The sequence below is a fragment of the Ornithinimicrobium sp. F0845 genome, from assembly GCF_023015765.1.
In the GTDB taxonomy this organism is placed as follows: Bacteria; Actinomycetota; Actinomycetes; order Actinomycetales; family Dermatophilaceae; genus Ornithinicoccus.
In genome coordinates this window covers 49,850-62,256 of record NZ_JALKAL010000006.1, presented here as the reverse complement: position 1 = coordinate 62,256, position 12,407 = coordinate 49,850, and the positions used below count along the sequence as shown (strand labels likewise).

The window sequence follows — 12,407 nt, the reverse complement described above, 5'->3', positions numbered from 1 at the left end:
CGAGCCGGCGCACGGCATACTGCAGGAACCGCGGACGAAAGGCCCCGACCATGAGCGAGTTCACCCCCACCGCAGACCTCTGTGACACCCACGGTAAGGCGCTCGCCTCCTGCGACCTGCAGCTGCGCAGTTTCGGGGGTCGCGCGCGGTTCCAGGGCGAGGTGGTCACGGTGCGTGCGCACGAGGACAACTCGGTCCTGCGGGAGGTCATCTCCCAGCCCGGCCACGGCAAGGTGGTCGTGGTCGACGCCAGCGGATCCCTGCACTGCGCGATGATGGGTGACCAGATGGCGGCCCTTGCCGCCGAGAACGGCTGGGAGGGCGCCATCATCAACGGCGTCGTCCGGGATGCCGTGGCCCTGGCCTCGATCGACATCGGCATCAAGGCCCTGGGCACCAACCCGCGCAAGTCCCGCAAGGGCGGCACCGGCGAGACGGGGATCCCGGTCGGGTTCGGCGGCGCGGTCTTCACGCCGGGCGCGACCGTGGTGAGCGACGAGGACGGCGTGGTGGTCCTGGCACGGTGATGGAGGACGGGGTGTTGAGCCCGGTGAGCGATCGTCATGGGCACGACAGAACAACTACGTCTCCTGACCCCGCGGCCGACGGACGCACGGACCCGGACTTAACTCGCCCGCCTACTCCCCCGCGTCGTCCAGGAACTCGCGCAGGATCTCCACCAGCTCCTTCGGCTGCTCGACGTTGACCTGGTGCCCCGCCCCGGGCACCTCACGGAGCTCGGCACCGGCAATGCCCGCCGCAAGCGCCCGGGCCGCCGGCTGGTTCGGCCGGTCCTTGGCTCCCACCAGCACCAGCGTCGGAGCGGTGATCCTCGGCAGGGCGTCGGTCAGGTCGATCTGCCGCACCACCTCGAGGGTCTGCATCAGCCGTTCCTTGGAGACGCTGGAGTCGGCCAGGCGGGAGGCGGGCATCAGCTTGAGCATCCCGGCCTGGAGCGTCATCAGGCCCCGCGGCGGCTTGACCTGTCCCCCGATCAGCACCAGCCGGCGCACCCGTCCCGGAAAGTCCGCGGCGAGCCGGGTGGCCACCACCGCGCCGTAGGACACGCCGCACAGGTCGACCTGCTCCAGACCCTCGAGCATCAGGTCGGTGTCGAGCTTCGCGGCAGCGTCGGCGACCGGGACCGGCTTCTTCTCCGTCGGCTTCAGCCCGGGCACCCACGGCGTGAGCAGGCGGCGGGTCGGGTACAGCGGCACGACCACGTCCTCCCAGGCCATCGGCGCCTGGCCGAGCCCGTGGAGCAGGACGAGCGGGGTCTGGTCAGCGGAGTCGGTCACGGGACGAGAGTATGCCGTGGGGCAGGCTGGCCAACGTCGCAGCTTACCTGAGCCACGGCATACTCCCGGACAGCCGTGAGGCGGCGGCGCACTCGGCGCCACCGCCTCACAGGTGGGGATGAATCAGTCGGGGGACCCGTCAGGCAGCGGCCTGCTTCTCGCGCACCGCAGCGACGAGCTGGTCGTAGAGACCACGCACACCGTCGACCGGCGCGGCGTCGAGGATCTCGCCCTCGATGGTCAGGTCCTGGCCGAAGCTCAGGCCGGGGCCGTCCAGGCGCACGGCCTTGACCCGGTCGAGCACCTCGCCCAGCTGGCGGGCCGCACCCGCGGCGGCGCCCCAGCCGTAGCCGACGATGCCGATGGGCACCTCGGCCCACTCGGCGTGCAGGCTGTCGATCGCGTTCTTGAGGACGGCCGGGTAGCCCGCGTTGTACTCCGGGACGGCGATGATAAGGGCGTCGTAGCCACGGATCTGCTCGGACCAGGCGACGGTGCTGGGCAGGGTGTAGTTGCCGGTGGCCGGCTGCTCCGGCTCGGCCAGGAAGGGCAGGTCCACCTCGGCCAGGTCGATCAGGTCGACCTCGCTGCCGTAGGGAGCCAGCTCGGACACCCACCGGGCCACCTTGGGGCCGATGCGGGTGGGTCGTGAGGAGCTGACGATGATGCCGATCTTGTGAGAAGTCATGCCATCTTCAAAAGATGATGCTTCAACAATCTTCCCGGTCCGGGGCTACTGTGCGGCGAGTCACACCCACAGCGGCCCCGCCCGCCCGCAGGAGCACGCCCGCCCGTTCTGGCACGCTGGGGCGATGAAGACCGCAACGGCCCAGGCAGTATGCCGTGCTGACGCCGGGTGACGTCCGGTACGCCCGGTCCGGCGCGGTCGATATCGCCTACCAGACTGCGGGCAGCGGCCCCCGTGACGTGGTCGTCGGGATCGGGTGGGTCTCCCACCTGGAGCTGCTCTGGGAGCTGCCCGAGACGGTCCACTTCCTCGAGCGCCTCGCCGGCCTGGGTCGACTCATCGTGTACGACGCCCGTGGCACGGGTCTGTCCGACCGGCCCACCGACGCGCCATCGGTCGACGACCTCGTCCCAGACCTGGTCGCGGTCCTGGACGCCGCGGGCAGCGAGAGGGCGATCGTCGTGGGGTGGCTCGACAAGGCCGCCGTCGCACTCGCCCTCGCGGCTCGTCACCCCGAGCGGGTCGAGGCACTCGTCCTGGGAGAGGCGATGGCCTCCACCCGTCCGCGTCCGGGACACCCGGCAGGGCTTGAGCCGGCTGCGGTGGAGCGGCTCGCGGCGGCGGTCGAGCAGGGCGAGTGGGGCTCGGGCCACCTCCTGCCGTGGATCGCGCCGGGGGCGAGCCAGGAGCCGCGCGTCGCGGCCTGGTGGCGCCGCTGGGAGCGGATGTCGGCCACCCCGAACGCTGCCGCAGCACTGTTGCGCCTGCTGCTCGAGGTCGACGTGCGTGAGCTGCTCGACCGGGTCCGCGTGCCCGTGCTGGTCCTGCACCGGAGGGGGAACGACTTCGTCCCGGCCGCAGCGGTGCGGTGGCTCGCCGAGCACCTGCCCGACGCACGCTACGTGGAGGTCCCCGGCGACGAGCTGGCTGCATTCTTCGGTGACACCGACACCCTGATGGACGAGGTCGAGGAGTTCGTCGCCGGCACCCGCACCGGCGCCGACGGTGACCGCATGGTCGCCACCCTGCTGATGACCGACGTCGTGGGGTCGACGGCCCGCGCCGCCGCCCTGGGGGACCGGCGGTGGCGCGAGCTGCTGGACTGGCACCACCAGGAGGTCCGGGCGCTGCTGGCCCGCCACGGTGGCACGGAGATCGACACGGCCGGGGACGGGTTCCTCGCGCTCTTCGACCTCCCGAGTCGTGCGATCACCTGCGCGATCGCCATCAGCGAGCACCTGCACCGCCACGGGACCGACATCCGTGCGGGGCTGCACAGCGGCGAGGTGATCCGTTCCGGTGGGGAGGTCCGGGGCGTGGCCGTGCACGTGGCTGCGCGGGTGGCCGCCCTGGGCGGTGCCGGCGACGTGCTGGTCACCGGCACGGTGCGCGACCTGGTCCTCGGCTCGGGCAGGGAGCTGCGCCCGCACGGCACGCACGTCCTGTCCGGGGTGCCGGGCAGGTGGGAGGTGTTCGCCGCGGATCACGACCAGGCACCACAGGACCGACCGGGAGACCTCAGTCGTGCGCCAGGGCGTTGACGGCCTGGTCGAACAGCCAGGGCGCCCGGTGGGCCGCTGTGAGCACCGCCCGACGGCCGGGTGCCGTGCGGGTGGACGCCAGGAGCCCTGAGGTCAGCGCCGCACTGGGCAGGCTCACCCGGGCGGCGGCTCGCGGGTAGAGCTGCGGACGGCCCGCCGCGAGAGCGGTGGCGGCCGCCCTCGCCTGGGCCAGTCCGACCGCCAGACCCTCCCCCGTGAGCGCGTCGACATAGCCACCGGCGTCACCGACGAGGACGACCCGTCCCGCACGGCGCGACCGGGATCGCTGGCGCAGCGGCCCCGCACCCAGGACCGTCGAGGTGGGCTCGGCCCCCGCCAACCGCTCGCGCAGCGCCGGGAAGTCCTGGAGCCGGTCCTGCCAGGAGCCACGTCCGGAGCCCAGGAGCGCGACGCCCACCTCGTCGTCGGCGACGGGCGTGACATAGGCCTCCCCCGCAGGTGACCAGTGCACCTCCACCAGGTCGGTCCACGGGCCGACGCGGAAGTGGCGGCGCAACCCGAAGCGCCGGACCCCGCGGGGCGGCACGTCCAGCCCGAGCAACCGGCGGGTCGGCGAGTGCAGCCCGTCCGCGGCGACCACGAAGCGGCCGCGGACCGACGCCGACGGACCGGACCGCACACCGGATGACGGGCCCGCACCGTCCAGGTCCACCCGCACCCCCGTGGGGTCCTGCGTCAGCGCCGACATCGCCCGGGGCACCACCTCGACACCGGCCCGCTCCGCCGCGGCGGCCAGGGCGGCGTGCAGCTCCGTCCGGCGCACGCCCAGCCCCGGTCCGCCGCGGAACCTCGCCTCGACGGACCGAGCGCCGTCGACATACCGGATGCCGAGGAAGGGACGTCCGGTCACTGGCGCACCCAACCGCCCCAGTGCGGCGACGGCACCCGGCATCAGCCCCTCGCCGCACGCCTTGTCGATGGGCGCCGCGCGCGGCTCGAGCAACACGGGCACGAGGCCCGCACGCACGGCATACAACGCCGTGGCCAGGCCCACCGGTCCCCCGCCGATGACCACCACATCGGCGTCCGCCACCGGACCCATGTCAGGACACGCTCGCCAGCGCGGTGTCCTCGGTCCGGATCCGCACCGTGAGCAGCCAGGCGTTCAGCGCCGTGAACACGATGGCGGTCACCCACGAGGTGTGCACGAGCGGCAGTGCCACGCCCTCGCCCACCACCGCGACGTAGTTGGGGTGCCGCAGCCACCGATACGGACCGCGCCGGACCAGCGGCAGGCCCGGCACGACGATGACCCGGGTGTTCCACTGCCGGCCCAGGGTCGCGATGCACCACCAGCGCAGGCCCTGGGCGAGCAGGACCACGACCAGCATCGGCAGCCCCAGCCACGGCAGGAACTCCCGGTCGAACAACCACGCCTCCGCCAAGCAGCCGAGCAGCAGCAGCGAGTGCAGCAGGACCATCGGCGGATAGTGCCCACGACCCGTCTCCACCCCACCCCTGGCCAGCGCCCACGCGGCGTGCCGCTTCGACAGGACCAGCTCCGCGAGGCGTTCCAGGACCACGAGACCCAGCAGCACGGCATACCAGGTCAGCGAGGTCATCCGGCCTCTCCCGGCGCGCTCAGCAGCACGGTCTCCAGGCAGAAGCCGGGACCCATCGCCAGCAGCACCCCGGCGCTGCCGGGCTCCGGCGGGGCCTCCCGGAGGGTGTCGGCGAGCACGTGCAGAACGGATGCGGAGGACAGGTTGCCGATCCGGGCCAGCGACCGCCAGGTGACGCCGAGCGCCTCGGGCGGCACCTCCAGCGCCTCGGCCAGCGCGTCCAGGACCTTGGGTCCACCCGGGTGCGCGACCCACCATCCGACATCCGGACGGCCCATCGAGTATGCCGTGAGGAACCGGTCCACGTCCCCCCTCACCTGGGCGCGGACCAGGTCGGGCACCTCCGCGCCGAGCACGATGCGCAGGCCGGTGGACCCGACGTCCCAGCCCATCGCCCGCTCGGTGCCGGGATAGAGGCGGCTGCGGCTGCCGCGCACCCGGATCCCGTCGGGAGCCAGCCGATCCGCGGCCCGGTCCCCCAACATCACCACGGCCGCTGCGCCGTCACCGAACAGGCCGCTCGCCACGAGGTTGGCCGTCGAGGTGTCGTCCCGCTGCAGCGTCAGGCTGCACACCTCCACCGCCAGCAGCACCGCGACGCCGTCCGGGTGGCCGGCCAGCCACTCGTGCACCCGGCCCACACCGGCGGCGCCGCCGACGCAGCCCAGTCCCACGATCGGGATGCGGCGCAGGTCCTCGCGCAGCGGCAGCCGGGCCATGAGCCGCGCGTCGAGCGAGGGCACGGCCAGGCCGGTGATCGTGGTGGACACGAGCAGGTCGACGTCCTCGGCACGAAGGCCTGCGGCGTCGAGCGCGTCCTGGACGGCACGGGTCGCGAGGTCGGTGGCTGCCTCGATGAAGGCGTCGTTGGAGCGGCCGAAGTCTGCCGTGACCTCCTCATAAGCCTCCAGCGGCAGCGCCAGGTGCCGCTGGTCGACCCCCGCGTTGCGGTGCACCTGCTCCAGGACCGCCAGGTGCTCGGGCCCCAGCCCCACGAGGGCGGCCAGGCCGGCGGTGAGCTCCTCCTGGGCATAGCGGTGCTCGGGGAGGACGCCGCGCACGGCCGCGATCACGGACATCCTCCGAGCGTACGGACTGCCCACGTCACCCGCTTCCCCATGTCCCCGGGGTCATACGCTCGGGGCGTGAGCACCCCCGGCACGGCCCGCGGCCTGGCCTTGGCCTGCCACCCGCTGCCCACGGTGGCGGTCACGGTCCTCAGCCTGCTGCTGGCCATCGGCTCGGGCACGGCACGGGAGGTGACGGTCGTGGTCGCCGCGGTCCTGTGCGGCCAGCTGGTCATCGGGTGGCACAACGACCTGGTCGATGCCGCTCGGGATCGCGCCGCCGGCCGGAGCGACAAGCCCCTGGCCCTCGGTGCGGTCTCGCCGCGGACCGTCCGGGCGGCCGTGCTCACCGCCCTGACCCTCACCGTGGTGCTGTCACTCGTGGCCGGTGGCTGGGCCGGCCTCGTGCTCCACGTGGGGCCGGTCGTCGGGTCGGGCCTCGCCTACAACGCCGGGTTGAAGGCCACGGTCTGGTCCTGGCTGCCGTATGCCGTGGCGTTCGGCACCCTGCCTGCTTTCGTCTGGCTCTCGGTCGGCCGGGGCGCCGCACCGTGGTGGGTGGTCGCGGTCGGCGCCCTCCTCGGGGTCGGCGCCCACCTGCTCAACGTCCTGCCGGACCTGGAGGAGGACCTGCGCCACGGCATACGAGGTCTGCCGCACCGGCTCGGCGGCCGCTGGTCTCGGGTGCTGGCCCCGCTGCTGCTCCTGGCAGGCACCGTCCTGCTCGCCGTCGAGCCGGCAGGTCCCACGCCCGCCTGGGCCTGGGTGGCGGTCGGCGCCGCGGTCGTGCTCACCGTGCCCGCCTCGACCGCTGGCGGACGCGCACCGTTCCTGGCTGCGATCGGCATCGCGCTGCTCAACGTCACACTGCTCGCGCTGGTGGACTGACGGGGGCGCTGCCTCGTGGCCGCCCACCTCGGACGGGTCGCCCGAGGAGGAGTAGCCGCTACGCCGTAGGAGGAGCCGCCCGAGGATAAGCAGCCGCTAGGCAGGACGCAGCGAGCCCAGTTTCGTGCGCACACCGGGTGAGGCATGGATCATCGGGGGGCCCAGCGGCTCCGGGAGCCCGGCGTGCCGCAGCGGTGCGGTGAGCCGTCCCGTCACGGAGGCCTCGTGCAGTGGCCCCGGCGGGTGGTTGGCCGGTGCGTGCCACAGGATCCCTCGGCGGTGGAAGGCCCACCACCGAGCGGTGAGACTGTCGACCAGCGGGGTGCGGTCGGCCTCGGCCAACGGCGGTCCGACGTCCACCCGGGCGCGGAACCAGTCGTCGGCCGGCGGCCGGGTCAGGGCGGGCTCGCCGAAGCGGTAGTCCCACCGGGCGCACGTGACGCGGTCGCTCGCAGCAGGGTCCCCCAGGATCCGGTCACGCGTCCACCGGTCCCCCATGACGCGGATCGTGCAGTCGGACCGGTGATAGGGCAGTCCGATGGTGCTCAGCGCCGCCTGGAAGGTGACCCGGGGCACCAGCATCGTGAGGAACCAGATGCCCTCACGACCGTCGGCGGAGCGGACGTAGGCGCGCACGTTCAGCTCCGGGAAGTAGCCCCAGCCCGGGGGCGGCGGCAGTCCCGGCGCGCGCACGTCGCTCATCGCGAACGGGATGACACCCACCCAGGTGCGCCCGTCCCACGCCTGCACCCGCAGCCTCTCCGGCACGAGCTCCTGGACGGTCTCGACGGCATACTCCCAGTGCAGGAAGGTCAGGTGACTCCAGGTCTGCAGGTTGACCGGGACCCGCACGCGGTGCGAGGGATGCCGCGCGCTCATGCCGGTCGGCGTGTCAGTCCGGCTCGTCGGCAGCAGACTCTTCAGGGAGGGTGCGGGCAGGTCACGCTCGGCCGACAGGATCGGACCGATGATGGAGCTCGGGAAGTCCCAGTGGCACACGATGGCGAGCTGGTCGTAGTCGAGCAGACCGTGGAAACGGTAGGCGTCGGCTCCCCGGATCGTCTCAAGCTCATCACGCTGCAGGTCGGTCATCCCCAGGACAAAGATGTTCGTGGTCACGTCACTCCTGACTGGCGGGCAGGGTCTTCGGGCAGGCCCTCGGACAGCTCAGGGCGGCGGCCCTGCCAGTGTTGGCAGAGCCCGCAGAGCCCCGCAATCGCTGGCCCACCCCATCAGCCACGGCTGGCCGGCCGCCCTTGATCGCTGGATGACCCTGCCCCGGGCATGCCTGTGGGCCCGACCGTGAGGTCGGGCTGCGGGGCGGGGTCTTCAGACGTGCCAGGTGACGATGGACCCGGTGACTGTGGCCATCAGGTCTTGGTCGTGGACCAGGGTGTGGTGCCGGGGACAGAGCAGCACCAGGACGGCTAGGTCGGTGGTGCCTCCACGGCACCACCAGACGAGGTGATGACTGTCGCACCAGGTCCCAGGTACATCGCACCCCGGGTAGGTGCATTGACCGTCCCGGACCATGAGTGCCTTGAACTGTCCCGGTGTGGCCAACCGGACCGTGCGTCCCAACGCCAACGGCTCACCGTATTGTCCCAATGCGACCGGGGTCAGGTCACCGATGCAGGCGTACCGACCTGTCTGTTCGGCATCCAGCACCGTCCCGGTGTGCGAGACCCCCGGCCCACCGGGTTGACCGGTGTCCGGATCGGCCTTGATCGTGATCATCACCGACGCCCGCCCCGAGGAGGGCGGTGCCCCCGGGTTGGACAGGCCCCGGTTCAGCACCATCAGCAGCGCGTCATACCCCCGCTGCCCCGCGCCGCGCAGGTCCAGCCCCCCGTCCTCCTGTGGCGCCGGCGCGGCCAACGGACCGGTCAGCACCCCGTCGAACAACGGCACGTCAGACTCGGGGGCATCCACCGTGTACCGCGTCATCCCGGTCCCCAACCGGCGGCGCCGAACGCACCGCAACTGCTGGGCGGTCCGCTTGGCCTCATCCCGCGGCTTCTTGTCCAGCAGGTCGATCAGCAGCTTCTTGCAGACGACCTCCAGCTCGGCATCGCTCAGCCCGGTGTTGCACGCCGCCGCCGTCGCGATCTCGGTAAACGCCACCGCGTCCTCGGCCGACAGGCACCCCACCAGGCGCCGCATGGTGCGCGCTACCAACGCCGCCCGGTGCACTCCCGTGCGGCCCGCCACCACCACCGCGGCCAGGTCCTTGCCCCAGAACGTCTCGCCCGCCCGCGCCACGTCCTGCACCTGGGCCGCCTCGGCCTTGGACAACCACGGGCACCGCTGCCGCAGCCAGGACACCAACGTCAGCCCCACCGCCGAGTGCAACCCCCGGGAAAACGCCTCGAGCGCCAACCCCATCGTCACGCCGGTCAACTGGTCACGCACCCGCCCCGCAGCCTCCAGCCCCTCCTCGATCCCGGCATCGAAGACCCCGACGAGACCCTGCTCGCCTAGCGCGGCCCGGTCCAGGCCCCGTGCGGCTGTGGCCAACCCACCCGCCAGCTCCTGCACCGGATCCACCCACCCCGAGGCTTCCGTAGCACCCGGTGTACCTGGGGACGTGGCAGCGTCCACCTCGGCCACCAGCGCCCAGAACTCCGGGCTGTCCAGATCACCCTCCTCGGTGCGCACCTGCACCTCCCACGCAGCCCACGACGCCAACTCCTGGGCACTCGCCTCCCCCGACCACGCCGAGGACGACCGCTCCGTCGGGCACGACCCAGGCACACCAGCACCCGACCCGGGCACCACCCCAGTCGGTTCCGTGACCTCCGTGTTCGTCATACAAACGATCTAAACACCCACCACTGACAATGCTTTGACCTGGGCAAACACGAATCGAGCGACGTGCATGAGCCGCCGTCCGAGACCTACCAGGTCGTGCCGGACAATGGCCACATGCACCCGTTCGTCGTGGCCGTCCACCGCAGTGACCGTCACGGCTTCAGCAAGCCCACGGTGCGTGAGATCGAGCTGGTGGAGGGCTTCGGCGTCATGGGCGACGCACACGCGGGCGCCACCGTGAGGCACCGCAGCCGGGTCCGTGCCGACCCCGACCAGCCGAACCTGCGCCAGGTCCACCTGATCCACGCCGAGCTGCTCGAGCACCTGGCGGCCGTCGGCCATCGCGTCTCCCCCGGCGAGCTGGGCGAGAACATCACGACCCGGGGCATCGCACTGCTCGATGTACCCGTGGGCACACGCCTCACCATCGGCGAGGCCGTCATCACCGTCACCGGACTGCGCAACCCGTGCCGACAGATCAACGACTTCCAGCCTGGTTTGCTCAAGCACGTGCTGCGCACCACCCCCGAGGGCGACCTGGAGCGGCTGACCGGTGTCATGGGCATCGTCTCGCGGGGCGGCACCGTCCGGGCCGATGACGAGATCACGGTGGCCCTGCCACCCGAACCCCACCATCGGCTCACCAGGGTCTGAGGCTGACCCGCTCGACGCATCAATCGGTGGGCTGAAGCGCCGGGACCAGCCCGCACGCTTCGCTCAGGGTCCCGGTCCAGCCGTGTGGCGTTACGGCGAAGATATCGCCGTCGAACGCGGCCGTCATGTGGTTGCTGTAACGCCAGGCCGGGAAGAACTGGTGCTCGTCGGCCGTGCTGACCACCCGCCCTTCGCGGCAGACCACCGTGACCAGGCCGCCGTCCATCTCACTCCACCGCTCGCCGTCGAACGTGCGTAAGGGCGCAAGATCTGTCGCAATCGCTTGCATCTGGCTCTCGAGAGGCATTGGCGGATCCTCGCGCGCGCTTGCCTCCGACCCACAGTCCGGCGAGGGGGTCGTGACGGTCCGGATGCCCTGCACCTCCTGCGGGTGGCCCCTCACGTACGCGATATGAGCCAGCCCCGGCCTCCCGCCGACGCGATCAAGGATCTCCGTCAGGATCCGTGCAGGGTCGGACAGAGTCCAGGGTTCGTTTCGAGGCGTCATGCGCTGAGCGTGCCGCAAGAACAAGCGCCCTTGATCCTTGTCCACAGGCTGTGGACAAGACCGCTCGACCCAGGCGTCCCTGTGGTGTCGTGGTGGCCGACCAACGACGACCGCGAAGGACGAACATGGGCTACAACACGGACCACCTGGGCGCACTCCGTATCGAGCCGCCCCTCAACCCTGAAGAGACGGCCTGGCTGCGGTCCTTCCGCCGCTCGCATCGACCGCTGTACGCCGATCCGTACGAGGTACCCATGAACCCGGGAGTTGTTCCGGACGACCACCCTCTCGTCACTAAACCGGTGCCGTCACCAGCTTCCCCGCACGGTCCCGCAACGGAGGTCTGTCCTACTGCGACTGGCAGCCGTCTGTCGATGGCCGGCAGTTGCACTGGGTCTCGTCGGCAAAGTCCAACAATGCATGTGTTGCCCTGCAATACCTCGTCGATCACTCCTGCGACCCGGCACCCACGCAGAGGGCGACGGACGTGAGGACTTCGCGGACTTCACCTTTGACCACGTCGTCAGCGGCACGATCGCAGCGGAGCGGGATGACGGGCAGTTGTTCCTCCTCGTCGCCGAGAAAAACGAGATCAGAGAAGTCGTCCTGGTGAACGGCGCCGGGCTGTGGTGACCAGTATGGTGGTTGGTATGGCGACCACGCAGAAGGTGACGGTGACCCTGCAGGTGGAGCAGGTGGAGTCGATCCGCGCGCTGGTGAGCGCAGGTCAGGCCGAGACGGTCTCGGGTTTCGTCCAGCACGCGGTCAGGCTGGCGCTCGACGACATCGGGGGCTGGGCGGACATGCTGACCGAAGCGTTGGAGCACACGGGTGGGCCGATGACGGACGAGGAACGAGCTTGGGCCGACGACATCCTGGGCAGGGGCGCGGCGCGGCGAGGATCCGGATGAGCACTGGGATCACCCTCGATGCCGGGCCTCTCATCCAACTCGACCGTGGCGACCGACGAGTCCTGCTGCTTCTCGCACGCACCACAGCGGTGGGTGCGCGGGTCGTGGTCCCCGCACCAGCCCTGGCGCAGGCCGTCCGTGACCCCGCACGACAGGCGCGACTGGCGCGACTGCTGCGCCAACCGCTGACCGAGGTCGTGCCGCTGGACCGGGTGGAGGCAACGCAGGTCGCGCGCCTCCTCGCTCGCACCCGCACCCGCGACATTGCTGACGCGCACGTGGTGGTCTGCGCTCGGCGGATGGCGACGACGGTTGTGACGACGGACCCCGACGACCTGCGCGCCCTCGACCCGAGCCTGGCGTTGCACGCGATCTAGCGTCACTGGCGTCAACCGCGAGGACGGCTGCGACTGGCGGAATGAAGGGGTCGGCGAAGATGTCCCGGCCACCCCGGATGC

The 12,407-nt window shown here is 71.5% G+C and carries 14 protein-coding genes; 6 read left to right on the top strand and 8 right to left on the bottom strand.

Features of this window, described 5'->3' with window-relative positions:
- Positions 1-50: 50 nt before the first annotated feature.
- Positions 51-527 carry a ribonuclease E activity regulator RraA gene (gene rraA / locus MWU75_RS10440; protein ID WP_247090303.1) on the top strand — a complete coding sequence of 159 codons (477 nt, stop codon included), beginning with the start codon at positions 51-53 and terminating at the stop codon, positions 525-527.
- Between the two features lie 111 nt (positions 528-638).
- Here the strand turns inward: rraA and MWU75_RS10435 are convergent, their stop codons facing one another.
- Both MWU75_RS10435 and MWU75_RS10430 read right to left on the bottom strand, forming a co-directional pair.
- Positions 639-1,298, bottom strand: a complete 660-nt coding sequence (locus tag MWU75_RS10435) for an alpha/beta hydrolase (RefSeq protein WP_247090300.1) — start codon at positions 1,296-1,298, stop codon at positions 639-641.
- A gap of 139 nt (positions 1,299-1,437) precedes the next feature.
- Positions 1,438-1,986 carry an NAD(P)H-dependent oxidoreductase gene (locus tag MWU75_RS10430; RefSeq protein ID WP_247090297.1) on the bottom strand — a complete coding sequence of 183 codons (549 nt, stop codon included), beginning with the start codon at positions 1,984-1,986 and terminating at the stop codon, positions 1,438-1,440.
- Between the two features lie 155 nt (positions 1,987-2,141).
- Here MWU75_RS10430 and MWU75_RS10425 point away from each other — a divergent pair, with 155 nt between their 5' ends.
- Entirely contained in the window at positions 2,142-3,527 is a 1,386-nt protein-coding gene (locus MWU75_RS10425) for an adenylate/guanylate cyclase domain-containing protein (protein WP_247090295.1), read from the top strand.
- On the opposite strand, the gene MWU75_RS10420 is transcribed toward MWU75_RS10425, so the two are convergent.
- From MWU75_RS10420 to MWU75_RS10410, 3 genes are read right to left on the bottom strand one after another with little or no spacing between them, the layout of a single operon-like run.
- Positions 3,505-4,590, bottom strand: coding sequence for an FAD-dependent monooxygenase (locus tag MWU75_RS10420; RefSeq protein ID WP_247090293.1), 1,086 nt, complete (start codon positions 4,588-4,590; stop codon positions 3,505-3,507). The genes MWU75_RS10425 and MWU75_RS10420 overlap by 23 nt on opposite strands.
- 1 nt (position 4,591) lies before the next feature.
- Positions 4,592-5,110: an isoprenylcysteine carboxyl methyltransferase family protein gene (locus MWU75_RS10415; RefSeq protein ID WP_247090291.1), complete on the bottom strand. Its 519-nt coding sequence runs from the start codon at positions 5,108-5,110 to the stop codon at positions 4,592-4,594.
- Entirely contained in the window at positions 5,107-6,189 is a 1,083-nt protein-coding gene (locus MWU75_RS10410; RefSeq protein WP_247090289.1) for a 3-oxoacyl-[acyl-carrier-protein] synthase III C-terminal domain-containing protein, read from the bottom strand. The genes MWU75_RS10415 and MWU75_RS10410 overlap by 4 nt, the downstream gene beginning before the upstream one ends.
- Positions 6,190-6,255: 66 nt before the next feature.
- Here MWU75_RS10410 and MWU75_RS10405 point away from each other — a divergent pair, with 66 nt between their 5' ends.
- Positions 6,256-7,065 carry a UbiA family prenyltransferase gene (locus tag MWU75_RS10405; protein WP_247090287.1) on the top strand — a complete coding sequence of 270 codons (810 nt, stop codon included), beginning with the start codon at positions 6,256-6,258 and terminating at the stop codon, positions 7,063-7,065.
- 96 nt (positions 7,066-7,161) lie between these two features.
- Here the strand turns inward: MWU75_RS10405 and MWU75_RS10400 are convergent, their stop codons facing one another.
- The gene (locus MWU75_RS10400; RefSeq protein ID WP_247090285.1) at positions 7,162-8,184 is read right to left on the bottom strand and encodes a DUF2071 domain-containing protein; all 1,023 of its coding nucleotides are present in this window, start codon (positions 8,182-8,184) and stop codon (positions 7,162-7,164) included.
- A 210-nt stretch (positions 8,185-8,394) separates the two neighbouring features.
- Positions 8,395-9,723 carry an HNH endonuclease signature motif containing protein gene (locus tag MWU75_RS10395; protein WP_247090282.1) on the bottom strand — a complete coding sequence of 443 codons (1,329 nt, stop codon included), beginning with the start codon at positions 9,721-9,723 and terminating at the stop codon, positions 8,395-8,397.
- Between the two features lie 267 nt (positions 9,724-9,990).
- Between MWU75_RS10395 and MWU75_RS10390 the strand changes: the two genes are divergently transcribed.
- The gene (locus MWU75_RS10390) at positions 9,991-10,530 is read left to right on the top strand and encodes an MOSC domain-containing protein (RefSeq protein ID WP_247090281.1); all 540 of its coding nucleotides are present in this window, start codon (positions 9,991-9,993) and stop codon (positions 10,528-10,530) included.
- A gap of 19 nt (positions 10,531-10,549) precedes the next feature.
- Here the strand turns inward: MWU75_RS10390 and MWU75_RS10385 are convergent, their stop codons facing one another.
- The gene (locus tag MWU75_RS10385) at positions 10,550-10,837 is read right to left on the bottom strand and encodes a hypothetical protein (protein ID WP_247090280.1); all 288 of its coding nucleotides are present in this window, start codon (positions 10,835-10,837) and stop codon (positions 10,550-10,552) included.
- An 851-nt stretch (positions 10,838-11,688) separates the two neighbouring features.
- Between MWU75_RS10385 and MWU75_RS10380 the strand changes: the two genes are divergently transcribed.
- Both MWU75_RS10380 and MWU75_RS10375 read left to right on the top strand, forming a co-directional pair.
- Positions 11,689-11,949: a hypothetical protein gene (locus MWU75_RS10380; protein WP_247090279.1), complete on the top strand. Its 261-nt coding sequence runs from the start codon at positions 11,689-11,691 to the stop codon at positions 11,947-11,949.
- The gene (locus tag MWU75_RS10375; RefSeq protein WP_247090278.1) at positions 11,946-12,326 is read left to right on the top strand and encodes a PIN domain-containing protein; all 381 of its coding nucleotides are present in this window, start codon (positions 11,946-11,948) and stop codon (positions 12,324-12,326) included. The genes MWU75_RS10380 and MWU75_RS10375 overlap by 4 nt, the downstream gene beginning before the upstream one ends.
- Positions 12,327-12,407: the final 81 nt, after the last annotated feature.